Genomic DNA, 26,347 nt, shown 5'->3' on the forward strand with positions numbered 1-26,347 from the left:
TTATGCTTTTACTGCTGGGCATTACGATGGCCGCCACTTCCACGGCGAAAGACTTCCCCGTGACCAACACTAACGATGCCGGGCCGGGCTCTTTCCGGCAGGCCATCCTGGATGCGAACGCGGCGGGAGCGGGGCCTCACTCCATTGTATTTAACGTTCACGGGCAGATCACGATCGCCACAACGATGCCGACCATTACGGCGAAGAAGCTGACGATCGACGGGGAGAACAAGATCACGATGTATTCCACCGGTACCAATTCGGTGATCAATCCCTTCGTGATCGATGCGGACAGCGTGACGATCAGGAATTTTACGATCCAGAACAATGGGGACATCAACGTAGACATTTTTGCGAACAGGACGGGCATTACCATAGAAAATATCCGTTCCTCCAGCACTGTGGGCAATTTCCTGAATGCAATCGTGCGGGCGCGGGGGGCAACTACCAACCTGACGATAAGGAACATTTACTCCACCGACGTTGAGCCGAACGGAAACGCTTACGTTGGCCGTGCTTTTTATTTTACAGGCGGTACGCAGACCAACCTGGTGATGGATAATATTAACCTGAGCACGTTAAATAATACCAGGGGAGGGGAAGCTATTGTGTTCCGTGATGCATCAATTAACGGATGGACATTTACGAACTCGAACATCAGCGGTTTCGTGAATGCGGTCATGCTGGACAACACCGGTGGTGCGGTGGAAACAGCCAACAACATCATGTTCCGGAACGTGACCATCGATTCGCTGTATAGTGGCGTGTCTTATGGTTTTTACAGTGATTTTGTCAGTGCCAATATAGAACTGAACAGGTTTACGGTGGACCTGGATGGAGCAGGGGACAATGAGGGGGATTATGCCATCCGTTTCGATAACACGACGAATAATGTAACGCTGGATACGATCAATATCAATGAGACCGATCTTCAGTCCATCTGGTTCAATGGCGCTGCCAGCAATATTACGATCAACCAGGCCACGATGGGGTTAAGTAATCCCGGGATTTACCCGTCGCCGGTCTATATCAGGTTCGAAAGCACGTCAAACACCGTTAACATCAGCAATTCTGTGCTGAATGGCGATAAGCCTGGCACTACGGACGACGCGGATTACGGGATCTACTTCGTGGGTACAGCGACCGGCGTCAATATAAATAACGTTTCCTTCAATGAGTTTGACGGCGACGGGATCACTGTAGTCGGCGGGGCGACCAATTTCCAGGTCAATAATTCAAAATTCACTGCCAACAACGACGGCATTGAATTCGGCGGGAGCTTTGCACGTAATAATGTAGACATTGTTAACTCTTCCTTCAGGGACAGCAAACGGGCCGGCATTGTGCTCAACTGCGCCAATGCGGTTTCTGATTATGACCTGACGGGCGATACGGTGACCGCTAACGTCAGCCACGGCATCTGGTTCGTTGGTGCCGCTGCCGTTACGGATGCTCAGGTGACAGGTTGCGTGGTGTATGATAACGGCGGCTCGGGTATCCAGAATGAGGCATCCAATAAAGTGCTCATCACCAACAACTCCATATATAATAATAAGCTGCTCGGCATTACACATGTAACAGGGAACTGTACCTACACCGCCGCGGGCGGCAAAACGCCGGTGCTGATTTCATCTACGCCATTGGGAGGAGGGCAGTACCAGATACAGCTCACTGTTCCAAACATAACGGCCGGCGCGCAGTATACGATAGATATTTATGCGAACGATCCCGCTACGTCCAAAACGAGCGGGCAATATTTTGTTACCTCCATACCGAATGTAAGCGCGGGCACCTCCACGCAAACGGTTACTTTCAACAGCGGCCCCGGCGCTACGGGCCTCGGTTTCTGGACAGCTACCCTCCGCATACCGGCCAACACCTGCGGTACGTCAGAGTTTGGCAACAGCATACCCATGACCTTCTCCGGCCCGGCCTGCGTGAACAACGGCATCCTGGCCTGGTACCGTGCGGACCAGGCGGTGAATGGCGCGAACTGGGGCGATATTTCCGGTAACGCCAACCACATGATCGTGGTGGGCGATCCCGAAACAACGACCGGCACAGTGAACTTCAACCCCGCTTTTTATTATGACGGCAACGATGCCCACCGCGTACCTGCGGCCGCGGGCGTTACCGGCGCTTATACCCTGATGGGGATGGCCGAGCTGGAAGGCTCGCAAACGGGCCGCGTGTTCACCAGCTACACGGGCAACAAGCTGTTTGGCTGGCATGGCGGGCTGGAAAACCGGCTGTTTGTGGAAGCCTGGGCGAATGCAGGTAACGCGGTTACCACCAAGGGAAAAATGTATTCTTTCCAGCGGGCTGCCACAGGCGCCTATGAGTTCCGCCGCAACGGCACGACGCTCAATGCCGCCGCTGCTTCAAATGCTACTGTATGGACGATGGACATAGGGGGTGCATATAACGGGGAATATTCCAAAGTATTTGTGCCGGAAGTATTCATCTATAACCGAGACCTTACGGCCGCGGAAGTGCAGCGCATTGAATCTTACATGGCCGTGAAATACGGCCTCACGCTCAGCAACGGCACCACCGACTATATCACGAGCGACGGCGCCGTACAGGTGTACACCGCTGCCGGCAATACCGGCTATGGCAGGCGCATCACCGGCATCGGCCGCGATGAATGCACCCTGCTGGACCAGAAGCAGTCACTGAGCCAGGACACCGGCCACGTGACCATTGCACTGGGTAATGCCATTTTTGCATCCAATGCTGCGAATACCACCGCTTTCACGAACGACAAAGCCTTCCTGGTGTTCAGCGACAACGGCGGCAATACCAATTACTTCACCGCAGTGACCGGCACGAATGTAACGCGCCGCATGGCGCGCGTTTGGAAAGTGCAGAAAACTGCCGCCTGGGATAATACCCAGCAGGTAACCCTGAAAGTGGAAGGCGGTTCGCAGGACAACTACCTGCTCATCAGCACAGACGCCGCATTCGGCACGATTACCCATGAGCTGAAACTAAGCAGCACCGGAACGGTAACGCTTTCCAGCGCCAACCTGGCCGATGGCGCGTTCTTTACTTTCGCCAGGCAGCAGCGTTACCCCGGCGGGGTGGCCACAGACCTCCAGTCGTGGGTGAAGGCAGATGCAGGAATCGTAGCTGTGGACAATAATGTCAGCAAATGGGTGGACCAGGCTGCGCAAAGGGAATACCTCAAAGCCCATCCTGCAGTGATACTTCCCTGGCAGGCAAACTCCATTAACTATAACGCGACCGTAAATTTCGCCGAGAACAGTTATTTCACGGTGGCGCAGTTTGCAAACGCCTTCACCGCCGCTGAAGTATTCTCCGTACAGTTTTCCAACCTGGCGGCTGCTTCCACCACCGCGAGCTTCCCCTTTGAATTCGGTGGCGGCGAAGCAACCCTGCTGGACCAGTTTTATCATTACAGCAACGGGCAGCACTATACGCACTTTGGTACCAATGCACGGCGGAACTTCCCGCTCGGCGGCATTAATATGAACCGTGCCCATATATTAAATAACTGGAGCGCGCCCGGTAGCTGGTCGCTGAACTTCGATGGTAAAACAATCGGTACCAGCGCTGTTTTCCCGGTTAATTTCGACAGGCCGGCAGGTCTCAATAATGCTATCGGCGCAGGACACAATTCCATCTTTAATGGCCGCATCTCCGAAGTGATCCTTTACAACAGGCGCCTCAGCGATGCAGAGCGTACCCAGGTGAACAGTTACCTGGCCCTGAAATACGCCCTGACCCTGCGGAACGGCGCAGGCGCGCTAACCGACTATATCGCCAGCGACGGCACTACCCGCATGTGGACCGCCACCAAGAACACGGGCTATGGCCAGCGCATTACCGGCGTAGGCCGCGACGACAACGGCACCCTGTTCCAGAAACAAAGCCGCTCGCAGGTAGACGATGCCGTGGTAAGTGTTGCCGTAGGCACCGCCTTCTACCCGTCCAATACGGAAAATCCCCGTACTATAGCCAACGATCTTTCTTTCTTTACCTTCAGTGATAATGGCGGGGCAAATGATTATACTGTGGGTGTTGCAGGATTGGATAACATTACCCTGCATACCGCGCGCATTTATAAAGTAGACCGCACCAACTGGGCCAATACGCCCATGCGCCTGGCGCTGGCATCGGCAGACAGCACGAAATACCTGCTGGTAAGCTCCGACGCAACCTTCGGCGCCGGCGACCAGGTTTACCAGCTGGGCGCTACCGGCCTCGTAACGCTCGACAGCGACCAGCTGCCTGACGGCTACTACTTTACATTCGCCACCGCGCAGCAGGCCCCCGCGGGTGTAGCCGCCGGCCTGAATGTATGGCTGAGGGCGGATAACGGCGTAACCGGCGGCACTAACGTTACACAATGGAAGGACATGGCGCCTTCAGGACGTATTTGGCCTAAGGTGAATACCGCAGTAATGCCCTGGAAGGCCGCTTCCTTCAACTTCAACCCAGGCATCGGGTTTGGGGCTGCTACTTATTTCTCTGTGCCCCAGTTTGCAAATACAATGACGGCCGGTGAAATATTCTCCGTGCAGACGTCCGGCCTTGCCAACAACACCGGTACTTTGCACTATCCCTTTGAGTTTGGCGGCACCTATGCGAGCGCCCAGTCAACCTATACATGGACCAATAATAATCACTATACATATTTCGGCAGCGGTACCGCGCGCCGCAATTTTGCTTACCCCGCGGAGGTGGATGTGCTCAACCCGCATATGCTCAATATCTGGAGTGCCACTAACGACTGGGCTGCAGGTATTGACGGTAAAGTATTGCTGACCGCTGCCACCAACGCCGTGAGTTTTGCGTCAGTTCCTACGACAGACTATATCGGCGCCGGCCATAATTCCCCCTTCAATGGAGATATCCCGGAAGTGATCCTGTATTCCCGCAAGCTGAGCAGCCTGGAGCGCCAGCAGGTGCAGTCTTACATGGCACTCCGGTACGGCCTTACGCTGGGTATCGATGTGCCTATGGACTACCTGGCCAGCGATGGCGCCACCACTATGTGGCAGGCCTCCGTGGGCGGCAGCTATGCCAAACGCATTACCGGCATCGGCCGTGATGACAGGGGGACACTGCTCCAGAAGCAATCCATCAGCTCAGAAGACGGTATTGTTACCATTGCAGCCGGCACTGCTATCGCGGCATCCAATGCGGCGAATACAACAACGATCACCAATAACCTCTCCTTCCTCAGTTTCGGCGACGACAATGGCGCTGCCACTTTCCTGACGCCGATAAGCGGCATCACCGGCGTTAGCCAGCGCATGGCCCGCATTTTCCAGGTGCAGAAAACCAACTGGGCCGACCAGGAGGTTACCATTAATTTATCCGGCGGCAGCGCGGAAACTTACTTACTGGTAAGTGCGGATGCAACCTTCGGCGCGGGAGATGCTGCTTACGCCATGGACGACAACACCGTTACCATCAACAGCAACCTGCTGCCCGACAATGGTTACTTTACTTTCGCCAGGCTGGTGAGAGGGCCGAACGGCGTGAAAGACGGCCTTACGTTCTGGCTGCGTGCAGACGATGGTAAATCCAGCGGCGGCCAGTGGAACGACTACAGCAACTTTGGCAACAACGCTTTGCAAGCCGTATCTGCCAGCCGGCCTAACACCGATGCACGCGGGCTGAACTTCAATTACAGCCTGGTATTTGACGGTACGGACGATTACCTGGATATTAACACTACCCGTATTAATCCTGCTGCAGCCACAATTTTTGCTGTTGCCAGCGGCACCGGATATAACGCGGTAAGAGACCTGGTGAGCAGCGGGGACGTTGGTTCCGCGCATGGCATGGAATTCCGTATTACCAATACAGCCAATTTGAATTTCCTGGAAAATGCAGGAGCGATTACCGGGGCCGGAGGCACCAGGACGATCCTGCCTAATAAAACATATATTTTCAGCGCTACGGAATCCAATACTGCAAACGGCTTGCGCCTGTTTGAAGATCACGCCCTTGATATCCAGGGTACTTCTTCCGTCACCCCCCTTACCGCTAATCTTATTTCCATCGGTTCCCGCACCATTGCTGCCCGTGGATTATACTGGTTAGGCAGCATGGGCGAGGTGATCGCTTACGACCGCGTGCTGACCGATGTTGAACGCCAGACTGTAGAATCATACCTTGGCATCAAATACGGCATTACGCTGAACAACGGCGCTACCAATTATCTTGCGACAGATGGTACTGCGTACTGGACGGCTGACGCGATCTACAAGACCCGCGTAACCGGCATAGGCAGGGACGATGCGACTAACCTCAACACCAAACAATCCCTCAGCGTAGACAATGGCTTTGTGACCCTTTCACTGGGCAACAACATCGCCATTACCAACGAACAGAATATCAATACTATCACCAACGATAAATCATTCTTTGTATTTGCAGATAACGGGCTGTCTACCACCGCATACGCCAATAATGTCAGCGGTACCAACGTAACCCGCCGCCTGCCCTGCGTTTGGAAGGTAGATAAGACCAACTGGACCGATCAGCCCATTACCCTGAAAGCAAATGCAAAAGGTACAGCAGTATACCTGCTGATCAGTACCGATCCTACTTTCGCGACCATCAACCAGGAGCTGCCGCTGAACCCCGATAAGACGGTGACGCTGAACACCAGCCTGATGCCTGATGGTGTGTACTACACTTTCGGCGCGCCTGCTAAATACCCCGGCGGTGTAAGCAGCGGTAACCTTGTATGGCTGCGGGCTGATTATACATCCGCCACGGCTGATAATATGCCTATCAACGAATGGAACGATTACAGCCCCAACCTGAACGACGTAACACAGGCTACAGCGGCCAACCAGCCGTCTTATTTCAACAATGCGGCCGATAACCTGAATTTCAACCCTGTGGTTAGATTCAGCGGAACTACGCAAGGCATGACGGGTGCTTCCTTCCTGAAAAACGGTACCTATAACGCCGCCGCGGCATTCGTGGTAAACAACCAGGCAACGCCGACGGCATCTGTTATCTTCACAGAAGCTCTCGGCACAGGCACCCAGTTCACACTGCATGCCACCTGGTCAGATAATATTGTGTATTGGGATGCACCTTATTCCAGCAACCGTATTACATATGCGGCAGGGAATGTTGTTAACCAGACTATCCTATGGACAGCCACAAACGACGTTACCCTTGCCGCAAACAAGCAGGCCATTTACAAGAATGGGTTAAGCGTGTCCACCGGTAATTTTACCAACACCTTTACCGGCAACAACAGCATCTTCCAGGTAGGCAGGAACGCCGGCACCAACTCTTACAACGGCCGCATAGGCGACCTGGTCGTGTTTTCCCAGGCGCTGACGCCGCTTGAACAGCAGCGCGTAAATTCTTATCTCGCTATTAAATACGGTATCACGCTCAATAACGGCGCTACCGATTACCTGGCTACCGATGGCACAACGAAGGTATGGGCCATTGATGCCACTTATAAGAACAATATTGCCGGCATTGGCCGTGATGATTTGGAGGACCTGTTCCAGAGACAAAGCCGCAGCATCAATACCGGCATGCAGTTGGCCATTGGCCTTGGAGCGCTGGCGGAAACAAACAGCGACAATGTCAACAACCTCGCTGCCGACAAAACATACATGGTATGGGGCGACGACGGCGCCAGCACCTTGTTCAAAACCGCTATCACAGGCAACCCTGCCGTGAATTACCGCATGACGCGCACCTGGAAAGTGCAGGAGACCGGCACGGTAGGCAGCGTGCAGATCGCAGTGCCTTATGATGCATTGCCCAACGCCGCGGAAACCTTCCTGGTGCTGAGTGCTGATGCGACATTGAATGGAACGGACCAGTTCATTCCTGTGAGCGAGATCACATTAAACGGTGTAAAACATTATGCGGCCAATGTTGACCTGGCCAACGGGCAATATTTCAGCTTCGCATCTTATATTAAAGCGCCGGGCGGCGTAGCAGGTACCAGCCTGTGGCTGCGTGCCGACGCCGGTACATCTTCCACCACCGATAATACAGCTATCGATGGCTGGACGGACTATGCTTCTGACCTGAACAACGCTACGCAAACAGCTACCCCGGCCAGCCAGCCGCTGTACCTGAGCAACACTGCCAGCAATGCTAACTTTAACCCGGTAGTGAAATTTGACGGTGCAGACTTCCTGAATCTTGATATTACCAAACTGCCGATGGGCACCAGCGCCAGGACCTTCTTCGGCGCAGGCCGCCTGGATGTAACCACCGGGTCCAATAAGTTCATCCTCGGGTACGGCGCCGCAGCTACCAGTACCGGTTCCGCAATTGCGGTAACAAATGGAACAGGAATAGCGAATTTTGTGGGATACGCCAACGACGTAGTAAGTGCTGCGGGCAACTGGCAACCTGGCGTGTTTAATGAAATAGCGGGTGCATGGGCCGGCGCTGGCGGCCAGGCTACCCTGTACAGCAAAATGAAAGTGTTAGGCGGTCCCCTGGCCAAAGCCTGGAATACAGGCACTGGCGGCGCCCGCATCGGCATGGCTCCATGGGATGCAGCCCAGGCGTGGAACGGTGTGATAGGTGAGGTGATCGTTTACCCGGCTGCGTTAACTTCCGTTGAAAGCCAGCGTGTATCCACTTACCTGGCTATCAAGTACGGCTATACGATCGATCAGACCGTTGCAACCGACTACCTGGCTACCGACGGCACCACCAAAGTATGGGATGCCACAGCCAATTCAACTTACAAAAACAATATCACCGGTATAGGCCGCGATGATGTGGAAGGGCTTGCGCAGAAACAAAGCCGGAACATCAACGCAGGCTTCCAGCCCATAGTGGGCCTCGGCGGCATTGCGGCAGACAACCTGTCAAACACCAGTACATTTGCCGCGGATAAAAATTACCTGGTATGGGGCGACGATGGCGCTTCTACTTCCTTCGTCACCGGGATCACCACCAAGCCGGGCGTAACCGCCCGCATGACCAGGGTTTGGAAAGTGCAGGAAACCGGCACAGTAGGGAATGTGCAGATCGCCATCCCCGCGGATGTCATTTCTTCCTCCATGTCGTCTCCCCAACTGGTAGTGAGCAACGATGCCACTATCGACGAAAATGATCAATACAGCGCGCTTTCACTGACCACTATAGACGGTACGGATTATTACACAGCTACTGTAGATCTGAACAATGCCCAATACTTCACCTTTGCCGCACTGGTAACCGCACCGGGCGGCGTGCTGGGCGATGTGTTGTGGGTGAAATCAGACGCAGGCGTACAGGTGAATGCCAGCAACCAGGTGGAAGAATGGATTGACCAGAGCGGCAGCAATAATATTGCCACGCAACTGCGCGCAGCCCCGGTTGCGCACACAGACGCGGTCACGCCTACCGCGGCGATCACATACGAACCGGTTGCGATCAACTTTAACCCGTCTGTAGACTTTACGGGCGCCGTGGGCAGGTCACTGAAAGGCAGGGCCCTCACGGCATGGAACTCTACCAACCCGATCGCGATATTCGGCGTGTCGCAACGCGAAGGAACCGCGACGGAATTCGGCGGCATCTTCGCATCAAACGGTGATTGGGTGGGCAGCGTTTCAGGCAGGGGCCTTCTCAATAGCCCTACCAACAATTACACTATGGATGGCAACGGATGCCTGATGAGCCAGTCTCCTGTAGCCGGCCCGGCGCCTTCCGTAGCAAGAGCTGCCTATATCAGCCCCAATAACTCATTGGGAGGAAGCACCTGGCTGAACGGTAAGCAAAACGCTTTAGGCACCAACTGTGTTACCCAGGGTGATGGCCTCAACTTCGAAGTTGGCGGCCGCACTACCGGCGACGCTACTTTCGACGTCCGCATCTTCAGCGGTAAGATCCCCGAGGTGATCGTATACAAGGCAGCGCTCACCACTACCGAAGCGCAGCGTGTGGAATCTTACCTGGGCATTAAATACGGCGTCACGCTGGATCAGAGCGCGCCGCAGGATTACCTGGCTACAGACGGCACCACCAAAGTGTGGGACGCCGCAGCCAACGCAACTTATAAGATCAACATCTTTGGCATAGGCCGCGATGACGCAGAAGGGCTCGTTCAGAAACAAAGCCGCAGCGTGCACAGTGGTTCCATCCTCACCGTCGGGCTGGGTGGTATTGCAGCTTCGAATGCAGATAATACCAACACCTTTACAGCAGACAGGAGCTACCTGATGCTGGCCGGCAACAGCGCCGCTACAACGGTTTCTACCACAGACCTGCCGGTGGGCAGCTGTATCGCTCAACGCCTCACGCAGGAATGGAAAGCACAATTCACCAATTACGACATCGCCACACAACCTCTCAGCCTCCAGTTCGACCTGAACGGTATCACCGTATTGGGCACTGCCGCGGAAGACTTCACCATCCTGGTCGACCAGGACGGCGACGGTAACTTTGCCACCGGCACGGTGAGCGAAATACCCGCAACAGGCTTCAGCGGCGGCATAGTGAGCTTCGATAACCTGGTAGCACTGCCCAACGGCGCAGTGTTCACCCTCATCACCAGTCACCCGGAACGCACCGCCAACCTGGTGCCGGATGCAACGGTGAGAACGGTGGCAGCTACCTGTATCGAGAACGGTACGCTTTATTTCATCGATCCTTCAGACGCCAATAAATACATTGCATCCATTGCCCTGAACGGCAACACCATAGACGTTACCAAACTCTCTGCCGTAGTAGATGTGAACAGGGATATGACAACAGCCCTCGGCAGGAACAACGGCACTGAATACGGTACGCAGCTGATGCGCAGGCTGGTGCATATCGCTTACACCGGCGCGGACCTCACCGTGAACGGCGGCGTACAGCTCCGCCTGTTCTGGGATCCAGTGGAACGGACCAATGCAGAGACCATGCTCTCCGGCACCCGTGGTGTGACCGGCACGCAGAAGTGGGCATGGTTCAAACACAGCGGTGATATTACCGCTACCCTGGCAGACCTTGCGCCTGAAGGGCTGGCGAACATCACCGAACTGACCCCGGCCACCGGCCAGCAGGACGGCCTGGAATACGTTGAATTCAGCGGCATACAGAACTTCTCTACTTTCGGAGCGTTAGCAACCGCCAACCAGGTGCTGGCCATCACTAAAACGCAGGACGGCACGGAAGGCACGCAGGACGCCGCTTTCAGCATCAGCCTGCCCAACGGTATAACCGCTTCGGAAGACATTACCATTAACTATACCATTACCGGGACCGCCACTAACGGCACCGATTATACGACAATTACCAATACGGTTACTTTCCCGAACGGCAGCAACAGCGTTACCATACCGGTAACTGTTACTGACGATAACATCATCGAAGTGGCGGAAAACGTCACTATTACACTCAATACAGCCACAGGTGTGTCCAGCAGCAATGCTTACAGCATCAACAGCACGCAGAATGCGGCTACGGCAAGTATCGCAGATAATGACAGTAACGACCCGGCTAAAACCGTAGTGGTGGTGACCAATGGCGGCAATGCAGCTGAGCCTTCCACAAACGGGGTGTTTAACGTTGGCCTGCCTGCCGGCGTCACTTCTTCGGAAGATATCACGGTGACCTATACCGTTGGCGGAACAGCCACAGCCGGCACGGACTATGTTGCACTAAGCACCAGCGTGGTAATTCCCGCCGGTCAGAACAGCGTGTCAGTACCTGTTACTGTAACGAACGACCAGCTCATTGAGAATACCGAGACAGTCATACTGACCATTACGAACGGTACCAGCACCAACTTCAATTTACCTGCATCACCCACTAATGGGTCTGCTACCGTAAACATCGTGGACGACGAAAATACCCCGGCAAACCGGGTGGTAAGCGTAACACCTACCGTGAATGGAGTTGAAGGCAGCGGTGCTCTCTTTGGGTTCCGCATACAATTGCCTTCCGGTATCACCAGTTCAGAGCCCATAACAGTAACCTATACGGTAGGCGGTTCCGCAGTAACAGGTGCAGACTATAACGGCATAAGTGCGGCACATTTCAGTGGCACGGCAACCATACCGGCCGGAGGATCTACAGCGATAACCGGTACGGTGGTAGATGATCAGATCATCGAAGGGACCGAAACAGTAACCATCACCCTAACCGGTGCTACTTCAACCAGCTTTACCTTTACCCTGAACCCTGCGGCAACCATCGCTTCAAACAACATTCTCGATAATGACGATATAGCGGCCAACCGCGTGTTGAGCATCGAGAAAACAACGGATGGCGCAGAACCTTCCACAGGCGGTTCATTCACCATCAGCCTGCCAACAGGCATTACGGCTGCACAGGACATTACCGTGAACTACACCACTTCCGGTACGGCCACCAGCGGTACGGATTATCCCGCATTGAGCGGCACTGCAATCATCGCTGCCGGCCAGAATACCGTATCGCTGCCTTTTGCGGTGACCGACGACCAGGTTATCGAGAATACCGAGACTGTGATCGTTTCTCTCACCGGCGGTACCGGCGGAAGTCTTTCTTATACTGTGAGCAGTACCGATGGCAATGCCAGCGCGGATATTACTGATGACGAAAACAGCGATCCCAACGACCGCATACTGAGCATTGCCAACGCAGGCGATGCGGCAGAGCCAGGCACGAATGGCGCATTCACCATCAGCCTGCCCGCGGGTATTACTTCTTCGGAACCAGTTACGGTTAATTATACGGTAAGCGGTACAGCCACCAATGGTACGGATATGACGACACTCACCGGTACTGCGGTCATCCCTGCGGGCCAGAACAGTGTACCCGTTCCCGTAACCGTTACCAACGACCAGCTGCTGGAAAACACAGAGACAGTTATCCTGACCCTGAACGGCGGCAGCTCTGGGAGCTTTACCTTCACAGGAACCGGCAATGCTACGGTGAATATCACTGACGATGACAATACCCCAGCTAACCGTGTATTGAGCATCGTTAAAAACACCGATGCGGCAGAACCCGCCACCAATGCGGCATTTACTGTTAGCTTGCCCACCGGTATACTGCCTACAGAAGACATTACCATTAACTATACCATTGCCGGAAACGCTGTTAACGGCACCGACTATACGACCCTGACCGGCACGGTGACCATCCCGGCCGGCCAGAACAGTGTGGGATTACCGGTAACCGTTACCAACGACCAGGAAATAGAAAATACAGAGAACATCCAGCTGACCATTACAAATGGTACCAGCACCAACTTCAATTATACTGCCAGCGCTACCAATGGCAGTGCTACTGCTACCATTACAGATGATGATAACACAGCGGCCAACCGTGTGCTGAGCGTTACCAACACCGGCAATGCGGCAGAGCCGGCCACGAACGGCAGCTTCAGGATCAGCCTGCCTGTCGGGGTGACATCTTCCCAGCCGATTACGGTAAACTTCACCAGGACAGGAACGGCCGGTGCAACAGATTATACGCCCATGGCGAGTCCTGTGACTATACCTGCGGGCCAGAACGGCGTGACGGTCGATGTTGTGGTTACGAATGACCAGATCATTGAGAAAACAGAAACAGTCATCCTGAACATAACGAACGGAACCAGCACCAGCTTCAACTTCACGGCATCTGCAACAGCAGCTTCCGCAACGGTAGACATCGTGGATGATGACAACACTGCGGCAAACCGTTTGATAAGCGTAACACCTACGGTCAATGGATCTGAGGGCAGCACCGCCTTCTTTGGGTTCCGTTTACAACTGCCTGCGGGCATCACCAGTTCAGAGAACATCACCGTAAACTATACGGTAGGCGGCACCGCGGTGAAGGGTGCGGATTATAATGGCATAAGCGCGGGACATTTCAGCGGTACTGCAACCATCCTGGCCGGGGCCTCTACATCCATTACGGGTACAGTGGTAGACGACCAGATCATTGAGGGCACCGAAACTGTGACCATTACCATTACCAGCGCATCTTCCGCCAGCTTTACATTTGCCCCGGATCCCGCGGCAACCACTGCTTCGAACAATATCATTGATAATGACGACCTGGCGGCCAATCGCGTACTGAGCATCACAAAAACAGCTGATGCAGCAGAACCCAATACCAACGGGGTATTCCGCATCAGCCTGCCTACCGGCGTTACGGTTGCACAGCCTGTTACGGTGAATTACACCGTTACTGGCACCGCCACTTCAGGCACCGATTATGCGGCACTGAGCGGCACGGCCACTATTCCTGCGGGCGCCAACAACATTCCGCTGCCCGTGAATGTGATCGACGACAAATTCATTGAGAATACAGAAACCGTGATCGTTACCATCACCGGCGGCACCGCAGGTTCGCTGACCTTCACGCCCAGCACTACCGACGGGGATGAAACCATCAACATCACCGACGACGAAAATACCCTGGCGAACAAAGTGCTGAGTATCGCGAAAGTGTCTGACCTTGAAGAACCCAACATCAACGGTTCTTTCAGAGTCAGCCTGCCGGCAACGATCAGGACCACCGAGCCTATTACCGTTACTTACACGGTAGGCGGCACCGGCACCGATAACGTGGATTATACATCTATTGGCGCCATCACGATCCCGGCAGGCGAGAACAGCGTGCTGGTACCGGTGAGCGTGATAGACGACCAGATCATTGAAGGAACGGAAACGCTGATTGTAACCCTGACCGGCGGCAACAGCACCAGCTTTGCCTTCACGGCGGCAGCTTCGCCCGACAACAGCGCCCAGGCCAATATTACCGACGACGATAATGTTGCGGCCAACCAGGTGCTGACTGTTACCAAAGGCGCAGACGGTTCTGAACCTTCCACACCGGGCTCCTTCACGATCAGCCTGCCTGCAGGTTATACTTCAGCGCTGCCCATTACGGTTAACTATACAATAGCCGGTACAGCCGGCAGCGGAGTGGATTACACCGCCCTTGCTGCCAGCGTGGTATTACCCGCTAACCAGAACAGTGTGTCTGTATCCGTACCGGTGCTGGATGATGCATTGGTTGAAAATACCGAAACGGTGATCATGACGCTTACGGGCGGCACTGCCACCGGCTTCACTTACACCGGCACGAACAATGCGACGGTAAATATTACAGACGACGAGAACAGCACGACCAACCGCGTACTGAGCGTTGCCAACACCGGCAATGCGGCAGAACCGGGCACCCCGGGCAAGTTCACCATCACCCTGCCCACCGGCGTAACGCCGTCTGAAGACGTGGATATAACCTACGTGATCAGCGGTACAGCCACAGGTGGCGCAGATTACACCGCGCTGACGGGCACGGTGGTATTGCCTGCCGGCCAGAACAGCGTAGATGTGAACGTTGCAGTGTCTGACGACCAGATCATAGAAGGCACTGAAAACGTGATCCTCACCCTGAGCGGCGGCACCAGCGCTAACTTCGCCTTTGCCGCCAGTACGACCAACGGCGCTGCAACCGTGGATATCACAGATAATGATAACACCGGCGCCAACCAGGTGCTGACTATCACCAAACAGGCAGACGCGGCAGAACCAGCCACCAATGGCGCATTCCGCATCAGCCTCCCCGCTGGCTTCACCGCGGCAAACGACATCACTGTAACCTACAGCATAGGCGCGGGTACTGCTACCCCCGGCACAGACTATACGGCCATTACGGGCTCCAAGGTTATTCCTGCAGGACAGAATTACGTGGACGTGGCTGTAAGAGTGATAGACAATCTTGTCATAGAACCGACGGAAACCGTCATAATGAATATCTCCAGCGGTACAGACGGCGTGCGTTCTTACACAGTATCCGGCGGCACTGCCACTGTTGATATCGCGGATAACGATCAGGTAACTAACAGCAGGGTAGTACTGCTCACTAAGGTTTCTGATGCCATTGAAGGCGGAACGAACGGCCAGTACAGGATCTCCCTGCCGCCGGGCGTTACCAGCTCCGAAGATGTGGTGATCAGCTTTACAGTGGGCGGAAGTGCGGTTAACACTACAGATTACACCCTGCTCGGTTTAAGCGCCGGGAATATTGTGATCCCCGCCGGCGCCAATGAAGTATTCATTGACGTAGACGCTGGCAATGACGGCGCAGTAGAGGGGCCGGAAGATGTGGTGCTGAATCTTACCAGTGCTGCTTCAGCCAGCTATCCGTTTACAATAGATCCCGCAGGAAATGGCGCTATCGTGAACATTGTGGACGCCAATGCGGCCAGCAGCACACCGTTGCAGGTAATTTTTGGCAGCAATGCTTCCGAGCCCAGCAACAGTGGTCAATTCACTGTTAAACTTGCAGGCGTGGCAACATCCGCATGGCCGGTAACGGTAGGATATAGTATATCAGGCACAGCCGTTTCAGGCCTGGATTACCAGGCAATCGGCAACATCGTTATTCCCGCGAATACGAACGCTGTTAACGTGAATCTCGATGTGCTGGATGACCTGATCATCGAGCCGACTGAAACAATGGTGTTTACGCTATTGTCAGGTACCGCAACAGACGGAGGTGGTAATGCTTTCATCTTCCCGCCAGATCCGGTCAACGATAACGTAAGCGTCAACATTGCGGATGATGATGCAACAGACCCGGATAACCTGAAATTGGAAGTAACCACAACCAATCATGCGGCGGAGCCCTCCACCCATGGCGCTTTCACTGTAAGCCTGCCTGCAGGGTATACATCCTCCGCCAATCTTACCCTGAGCTATACCATGACCGGTACCGCCGTGAGAAATACGGACTACTCAGTATTTACGATCACGCTGCCGGCTAATTCCAACAGCATAACCATACCGCTCACCGTGACCGACGACAAGATCATCGAGAGCATCGAAACTGCCATATTCAATCTCAACGGCGGTACGGATGGCAACAGCTTTACCTATACAGCCGGCACTAACAATGTGGCCACCCTCAATATCGCGGACGACGACAACACCAGTGCGAACCGCGTGATAACCGCGACCAATACCGCCAATGGCGCAGAACCTGGCACACCTGGTCAGTTCACCCTCAGCCTGCCCGCAGGTTATACCTCCGCGGAAGCCATTACGGTGAACTACGCCATAACCGGCACTGCAACGAGCGGTACGGACTACACTGCTATCGGCGCTTCCATCGTGATCCCTGCCAATAACAACAGTGTTACCATCCCTGTAACCGTACAGGACGACCAGGTCATTGAAGGCACTGAAACTGTCATGCTCAGCATCACCACTGTTACCGCTGCCAGCGGTCCGTACGCAGCCGCCCCCGGCGGTGGTACCGCTACTGTGAACATCGCGGACAATGATAATACCCTGGCCAACCGCGAACTGTCCGTAACGGCAACCAACGCGGCAGAGCCTGGCACTGATGGCGCATTCACCATCAGCCTGCCTGGTACCACCATAACATCCGCGCAGCCGGTAACGGTGAACTACACCATCACCGGCACCGCCCTGAACGGCACCGATTACGCCAGCCTGAGCGGCACAGTGATACTGCCTGCCAACCAGCACAGCGTACAGGTACCGATCGATGTAACGGACGACCTGATCATAGAAGAAACCGAGACAGTTATTCTTACCATCAATAATGGTGCGTCTCCCAGTGACAACTATACCGCCAGCGCTACCAACGGTAATGCTACGGCCAATATCACAGACAACGACAACGTAGCTGCGAACCTGGTGCTGGAAGTGAACAAAACCTCCGACGCGGCAGAGCCCGGCACCAACGGCAACTTCCGTATCACATTACCTGCCGGCTATACGGCATCACAACCCATCACCGTGAGCTACACCATCACCGGCGATGCAATTCCAGGCAGCGACTACACGACCCTGAGTGGCACCGTATTGCTCGCAGCCGGCCAGAACGGTGTGAATGTACCGGTTGCAGTGAAAGACGACCAGGTGATCGAGAACCTTGAAACAGTTACAATGGCCATTACAGGCGGTCTTTCATCCAGCTTCACGCTTAGCCCGGGCACATCTGCTAATGCCACTGTAAACATCACAGACAACGACAACATCCCTGCAAACCTGGCCCTGAGCGTGACCAGGACCGCGGATGCAGCAGAGCCCACCACGGACGGAACATTCGTGATCAGCCTGCCTGCCGGCGTGACCGTTGCCGAGGCTGTAACAGTGAACTACACCATCGGCGGCACGGCTGCGGACGGTACCGACTTTGCGACCCTTGGCAGCAGCGTTGTAATACCTGCCAACCAGAACAGCGTGACGGTGACTGTAAACGTAACCGACGACCAGGTGATCGAGAACACTGAAACCGTGACCCTGACAATCAACAATGGCATCAGCACCAACTTTGCATTCACCGCCAACGCAACAGCGGCTACAGCAAGCATGGATATTATCGACAACGATAACAGCCCGCTGAACCTGGTAGTAAGCGTTGTACAAACGGCAGACGGCTCCGAGCCTGGTACTGACGCAGGTTTCAGCGTGAAACTGCCCGCAGGTTATACCGCTGCCGAAGACATCACGGTAAGTTATACCACCACCGGTACTGCCACCAGTGGCAGCGACTATGCGGCCATGAGCGGCAGCATCGTGATACCGGCCGGTCAAAATGCCGTGGCATTGCCGGTAGACGTTTCAGATGACTTCGTGATAGAAACACAGGAATCCGTGATCGTAACGCTGACCGGGGGCGCCTCCACCAGCTTCAGCTTCACACCTGATGCAGCCACAGGCAGCGCCACCGCGTACATCGACGATAACGATAACGTAGCGGCTAACCTCGTGCTGATCACAGAAATGACAGCGAACGCCTCAGAACCGAATACCAATGGCACATTCAGCGTGAGCCTGCCTGCGACCTACACCGCTTCGGAAGACATCACCGTGAACTACACCATTGCAGGTACAGCCACCGCAAATGCGGACTACCCGGCACTGAGCGGCTCCGTGGTGATACCCGCCGGCCAGAACGGCGCGACCGTAACCGTAACAGTCACCGACGACAAGATCATTGAAGTGACCGAAACCGTTGAATTGACCATTACCGGCGGCAGCTCCGCCAGCTTCACGCTTGCGCCCAGCGCGACCGACGGCGTGGCATCGCTGAACATTGCTGACGACGACAACACCACGGCGAATACCGAACTGAGCGTGACCAGCACCGGCGACGGCGCAGAGCCGAATACCAATGGCATCTTCAGCATCAGCCTGCCCGCCGGCGTTACTTCATCAGAGCCCATTACGGTAACCTATAACATCGCCGGCACCGCGGGCGCAACAGATTACACCGCCCTCCCCGGCACCGTGATCATACCTGCCGGCCAGAACAGCATCGCAGTGCCTGTGCCCGTACTCGACGACGATATCATCGAAGGCACAGAAACCGTGATCATGACCCTGGCTACCGGCGCATCCACCAGCTTCGGCTTCAACGTCAGCACGACCAGCGGTAATGCGACCGTTAATATCAACGACAACGACAACACCGCCGCCAACCGAGTACTGAGCGTCGTAAATACGAACGATGCATCAGAACCGCTGACCAACGGCCTGTTCACCATCAGCCTGCCAGCAGGTATTTCCGCTGCAAGCGACATCACGGTGAACTACACCGTGGGCGGTACAGCAGCGGCTGGCGCGGGCGCGGATTATGCATCCATCGGCACTTCCGTGGTGATCCCTGCCGGCCAGAACAGCGTGACCGTAGCAGTTCCTGTACAGGACGACCAGGTGATAGAGAACACCGAAACCGTTATACTGACGATCACCGGTGGTACTGCATCCAGCCTGGCATTCACCGCCAGCACTACCAGCGGTGCAGCAACCGTGAACATTCTGGATAATGACAACGTAGCGGCTAACCTGGTTGTAAGCGTACCGGCCACCACCGATGGCGCAGAACCCAATACCAACGGTACCTTCACCGTAAGCCTGCCTGCAGGTTACACGGCTTCAGAAGACATCACCGTGAGCTACACCATCGGCGGCACCGCCACAGCAGGCGGTGACTATACCACACTGGGCGGCACCATAGTGATACCTGCAGGTCAAACCAGTATACCCGTAACCGTTATTGTTACCAACGATGATATCATCGAACCGGCAGAAACAGTGGTACTGACAGTAACAGGCGCCGCTTCCGCCAGCTTCACGCTCGCGCCCAGCGCGACCAGCGGCAACGGAACCGTACAGATCATTGATGAAGACAATACAGCAGCCAACCGTGTGCTGAGCGTAACCAACGCCGGAGACGCGGCAGAACCTGCCACAAACGGCAGCTTCAGTATTGCCTTGCCCGGTACCGTAACTGCTTCGGAAGACATCACTGTAAACTATACCATCACCGGTACAGCCACCAGCGGTACAGACTACGCTACTATCAGCGGTTCAGTGATCATACCGGCCGGCCAGCATAGCGTGACCGTGCCTGTAACCGTGATCAACGACCAGGTCATAGAAGGAGAGGAGACCGTGATACTCACCATCACCAACGGTACATCAGCCACCATGGGTGGCTTCACTGCCAGCGCCACCAATGGCAATGCAGAAGTGAAGATCGCGGATGACGATAATACTACTGCGAACCGCGTGCTGCTCATCACTAAAACTGCCGATGCGGCAGAACCGGGCACAGACGGCAACTTCAACATCAGCCTGCCTGCCGGCATCACTGCTGCAGAAGACATCACCGTGAATTACGCAGTAACAGGCACTGCCACCAGCGTTGCAGACTATGCCGCCCTCGCAGGTACCATCGTGATCCCTGCCGGCCAGAACAGCGTGGCCATACCGGTAACCATAGCGAACGACCAGGTGATAGAAAGCACAGAGACCGTGATCGTGACCCTGACCAGCGGCACTTCCACCAGCTTCAGCTTCGACGCCAGCAACAGCGCCACCGTGAATATTGCCGATGAAGACAACGCTGCTGCGAACCGCGCACTGACAGTGACCAGAACGGCAGATGCGGCAGAACCGGCTACCCACGGCGGATTTGCCATCGCGCTGCCTGCAGGGTACACAGCGGCGGAAGACATCACCGTGAACTTCGCCATCACCGGCACCGCTACAGACGGTACAGATTACGCCACCCTGGGCAGCAGCGTGGTAATACCCGCAGGTCAGAACAGCGTGACCGTTCCTGTGACCGTGATAGACGAAAAAGTAGTTGAGACCGCAGAAACGGTGATACTCACCCTTTCCGGCGGTACATCCACCAGCTTCACTTACGCCGGCACAGGCAATGCCACCGTGAATATTGCGGACGACGACAATATTCCGGCCAACCTCGTGCTGACGGTAACCAATACGACAGATGCTTCCGAGCCTGCCACCAACGGCATGTTCACCATCAACCTCCCTGCGGGTGTTACCGTATCGGAAAACCTGGTGGCGAATTACACCATCAGCGGCACAGCCATACCGGGCACAGACTACGGCACCCTCGGCGGTTCCGTGGTGATACCGGCCGGCCAGAACAGCATCACCATACCGGTAACCGTTATTGACGACCAGGTCATCGAAAACACCGAGACCGTGACGGCAACCATGACAGGCGGCACTTCTGCCAACTTCAGCTTCACCGCTGCGGCAGGCAATGCAACCGTAAACATTGCGGACGACGACAACACGGCTGCTAACCGCGTGCTGACCGTTACCGCCACGGCAGATGGCGCAGAGCCTGCTACCAACGGCGAATTCACGATCAGCCTGCCCACGGGCATTACTTCCGCTGAGAACATTGCCGTTAGCTATATCATAGCCGGTACTGCCACCAGCGGAACGGACTACACAGCCATTAACGGTATTATTACCATACCGGCCGGCCAGAACAGTGTAACCGTGCCCGTAGCTGTACTGAACGACCAGGTACTGGAAAGCACTGAGACCGTGATCATGACCCTCGGCGGCGGCTCCAGCACCAGCTTCATCTTCACCGGCACCAACAGTGCAACGGTGAACATCACGGATGACGAGAACACACCGGCCAACCGCGTGCTCAGCATCGTGAACACCGCCAATGCCGCAGAACCGGGCACCAATGGCAGCTTCGAAGTAAGCCTGCCCGGCACTCTCACTTCAGCGGAAGACATCACCGTGAACTTCGGTGTGAACGGCACTGCAACACCAGGTACAGATTACACCGCCCTCACCGGCAGCGTAACCATACCCGCAGGCCAGCACAGCGTGAGCATACCGGTGACCGTGATCAACGACCAGCTGATCGAAAACACAGAAACAGTAGTTGTTACGCTCACCGGAGGTTCCAGCACGGGAGGTAATGCATTCACCGCCAGCACCACCAACGGCAATGCAACGGTGAACATTACAGACGACGAGAACGTGCCCGCGAACCTTACGCTGAGCATTACCAATACCACCGACGCAGCAGAGCCTGCCACCAATGGCAGCTTCACCATCGGCCTGCCGACAGGCATTGCTTCTTCCGAAGACGTGACGGTGAGCTACACCATCACCGGCACTGCCGCAAGCGGCGTGGACTACACAGCGCTGACAGGCACCGTGGTAATACCCGCCGGCCAGAATAACGTGAGCATACCGGTAACCGTTACAGACGACCAGCTGATCGAGAACACTGAAACAGTGATCATGACACTGGCAGGCGGTACCAGCACCAGCTTCACTTTCACCGGCACCGGCAACGGCACCGTGAATATTACAGACAACGAGAACACAGCGGCTAACCGCGTGCTGACCGTAACCAATACGGCGGACGGTGCAGAACCGGGCACCAACGGCAGCTTCGCTATCAGCCTGCCCACAGGCATTGCGTCTTCCGAAGACGTAACGGTGAACTACACTATCAGCGGCACTGCCACAGCAGGCGCGGATTATGCGGCCATCACCGGTACCATCACCATACCGGCCGGACAGAACAGTGTAACCGTTCCGGTTACCGTGATGAACGACATGGTAATTGAAGGCACCGAAACCGTGATACTGACACTGGCGGGAGGCAGCAGCACCAGCTTCGCCTTCACCGGTACCAATAACGCCACCGTGAACATCACCGATGATGAGAACGACCCGGCTAACAGGGCGCTGACCATCACGAAAGTAACAGACGCAGCAGAACCCGGCACCAATGGCAGCTTCGAAATCAGCCTGCCTTCCGGTATCACATCTGCCGAAGCTATCACGGTGACCTATAACATAACCGGCACCGCGGCCAGCGGCGCAGACTACACAGCGCTCACCGGCACCGTGGTGATCCCTGCAGGGCAGAACAGCGTGAACGTTCCTGTGACCGTGATCAACGACCAGGTGATAGAAGTAACCGAGACCGTTATCGCCACCCTCGCCGGCGGCACCAGCACCAGCTTCACCTTCACCGGTACCGGCGCTGCAACGGTGAATATCACTGACGATGAAAGCACCGTGCCGGCCAACCTGGCGCTGACCATCACCAAAGGCGCCGATGCTGCGGAACCTGCTACCAACGGCAACTTCGTAATTGGCCTGCCCACAGGCATCACTTCATCAGAAGACATCACGGTGAACTACACCGTGACCGGCACCGCCAGCGGCGCGGATTACACCGCCCTCAGCGGCACCGTGGTGATCCCGGCCGGCCAGAACAACGTGAGCGTTCCTGTAACCGTAACCGATGACCAGGTGATAGAAGTAACCGAGACCGTGATCGCCACTCTTACCGGCGGCACGAGCACCAGCTTCACCTTCACCGGTACCGGCAACGCAACAGTGAACATCACCGACGATGAAAGCACTGTACCGGCCAACCTCGCGCTGACCATTACGAAAGGCGCAGACGGTTCAGAACCCGGCACCAATGGCAGCTTCAACATCAGCCTGCCCACAGGCATCACTTCATCAGAAGCCATCACGGTGAACTATACCGTAACCGGTACTGCTACCAGCGGCGCGGATTACACGGCCCTCACCGGCACCGTGACCATCCCTGCCGGCCAGAACAGCGTACCTGTACCGGTAGCCGTGGCGAATGACGATATCATAGAAGTAACAGAAACAGTGATCGCTACCCTCAACGGCGGCAGCAGCACGAACTTTACCTTCACAGGCACGGGCAATGCAACGGTGAACATCACCGATGATGAGAGCACCGTACCGGCAAACCTCGTGCTGACAGTCACCAAAGGCGGCGACGGATCTGAACCTGCTACCAACGGCAGCTTCGTGATCAGCCTGCCTGGCACTGTCACTTCATCAGAAGCCATCACCGTGAACTACACCATTGCGGGCACAGCAGCGGCAGGCGCGGATTACACAGCCCTCACCGGCACCGTGATCATCCCTGCCGGACAACGCAGCGTAACCGTACCGGTTGAAGTACAGAACGACCTGGTAATTGAGCCGCTTGAAACCGTGATCATGACGCTCGCCGGCGGTACCAGCACCAGCTTCACCTTCACCGGCAACAGTAATGCAACCGTCAATATCACAGACGATGAAANCGCAGCGTAACCGTACCGGTTGAAGTACAGAACGACCTGGTAATTGAGCCGCTTGAAACCGTGATCATGACGCTCGCCGGCGGTACCAGCACCAGCTTCACCTTCACCGGCAACAGTAATGCAACCGTCAATATCACAGACGATGAAAGCATACCGGCCAACCTGGTGCTGAATGTCGCCAACGGCGGCGATGCAGCAGAACCTGGCACAAACGGCAGCTTCACCATCAGCCTGCCGGGCGGTATTACTTCATCTGTGGATATCACCGTGAACTACACCATCGGCGGCACTGCAGCAGCAGGCACAGACTACGGCGCCCTGACCGGCTCAGTGGTAATACCTGCCGGTCAGAACACAGCAACTATCCCGGTAACCGTTAATGACGACCAGCTGATAGAAGGCGATGAGACCATCGTGCTGACTATCACCGGCGGCACTGCAACAGGCCTCACCTTTACGCCGGGCACGAACGCCTCCGCAACGGTGAACCTTGCAGACGATGACGATAACAACCTGGACCTGGTAGTCAACGCAAGCACACCGGCGGCTTCAGAACCGGCCACACCGGGCGCATTTACCATCAGCCTGGCCAGCGGTAAGATACCGGCTGCAGACGTTACCGTGAATTACACCGTCACCGGCACAGCCGCCGCGGGCACAGATTACACAGCCCTCACCGGCACCGTGGTGATCCCTGCAGGCCGCAGCAGCATAACCGTTCCGGTGGCCGTACAGAACGATGATCTCATAGAACCTGCCGAGACCGTTATCTTAACGCTCAACGGCGGAACATCGACCAACATCACTTACACCGTAGGCGCAGCAAATGCGGCTACTGTAACCATCGCGGACGATGATAATACCGACCTGAGCCTCGCCATAGCAGCCACCATAGCAGATGCTACCGAGCCGACAGTAAACGGCCAGTTCACGATCAGCCTGCCGGGCGGCAAACGCACGCAGGAAGCCATCACCATCCAATACATGGTAGGCGGATCGGCCACACCGGATGCGGATTACAGGGCCATCAGCGGTACCATCACCATCCCGGCGGGCGCAGGCAGTGTAACCGTTCCCGTTAACGTGTACAACGACAGCGAAGTGGAACAACCGGAAACAGTACAGCTCATACTCACCGGCGGCCAGTCTGCCAGCTATACCTTCACACCGGCCGCGGTAGCCACCGCCACTGTAACCATCACGGATATAGAGGCAGGAGACCTGGTAGTGAGCAAGGTGATCGTATCGCCTGCAACAGGACCGTACCGCATGGGTCAGAACCTGACCTACCGCATCACGGTGAGAAACACAGGTTCCATCACTATGACCGGCGTAAGAGCGGAAGACCGCCTGCCTGTACAGCTGGATGTGCCCACGCATACTTCCGCTGAAAGAGGCCAGGTGACAGTAACGCCGGGTACCAAACTGGTAGAATGGAACATCGGCGATATGGCGCCGGGAGCTACCGTTCAGATGACGCTTACTTCCCGCGTAATAGAAGGCGGGCCGCTGGTGAATGAAGCTTCCGCTTACAGCGCCACCATGCCGGATGCGGACTCATCCAACAACATCGCAGCGGCCAGCACCGCGATAGAAGGCTTCGACCTTGCATTCCCGAACGTGATCACACCGAACGGCGACGGCAAGAACGAGAAGCTGATCATCGGCGGCCTCGAGAAATATCCTGGTTCACGTATCCAGATATTCAACCGCTGGGGCGGACAGGTGTACCGGTCTAACGACTACCGCAACGACTGGGACGGTTCCAACCTGAACGAGAGCACCTACTACTATATCCTGGAAGTGAAGAAACCGGATGGCATTAAAACGTATAAAGGATGGGTATTAATCGTGCGGTAATGACAACAATATTCTCTGCTGATCTTAAAAGTGTAAAGATGCAAACAGTACTCAGGGCAGTGATCACGGTATTGCTCCTCATCCCGGGAGCCTGCGCGGTGGCGCAGCAAAACATACAGTTCAGCCAGTATGTTTTCA

At 55.5% G+C, this 26,347-nt stretch carries 2 protein-coding genes; both read left to right on the plus strand.

Going from position 1 to position 26,347, the window contains the following annotated elements; genetic code table 11:
- Positions 1 to 2: 2 nt before the first annotated feature.
- On the plus strand, positions 3 to 24,359 hold the full coding sequence (locus R3I13_RS26940; protein WP_346321105.1) for a Calx-beta domain-containing protein: 24,357 nt from the start codon (positions 3 to 5) through the stop codon (positions 24,357 to 24,359).
- A 56-nt stretch (positions 24,360 to 24,415) separates the two neighbouring features.
- A complete protein-coding gene (locus tag R3I13_RS26945) occupies positions 24,416 to 26,209 on the plus strand; it encodes a Calx-beta domain-containing protein (RefSeq protein WP_346321106.1) in 1,794 nt (597 codons plus the stop codon).
- The last annotated feature ends 138 nt before the right edge of the window (positions 26,210 to 26,347 follow it).

The sequence above is a fragment of the Chitinophaga sp. YIM B06452 genome, from assembly GCF_039655965.1.
In the GTDB taxonomy this organism is placed as follows: Bacteria; Bacteroidota; Bacteroidia; order Chitinophagales; family Chitinophagaceae; genus Chitinophaga.

Coding starts and splice junctions, on each gene's coding strand:
- R3I13_RS26945 (WP_346321106.1), top strand. CDS start 24,416: ATGACGCTCGCCGGCGGTACCAGCACCAGCTTCACCTTCACCGGCAAC.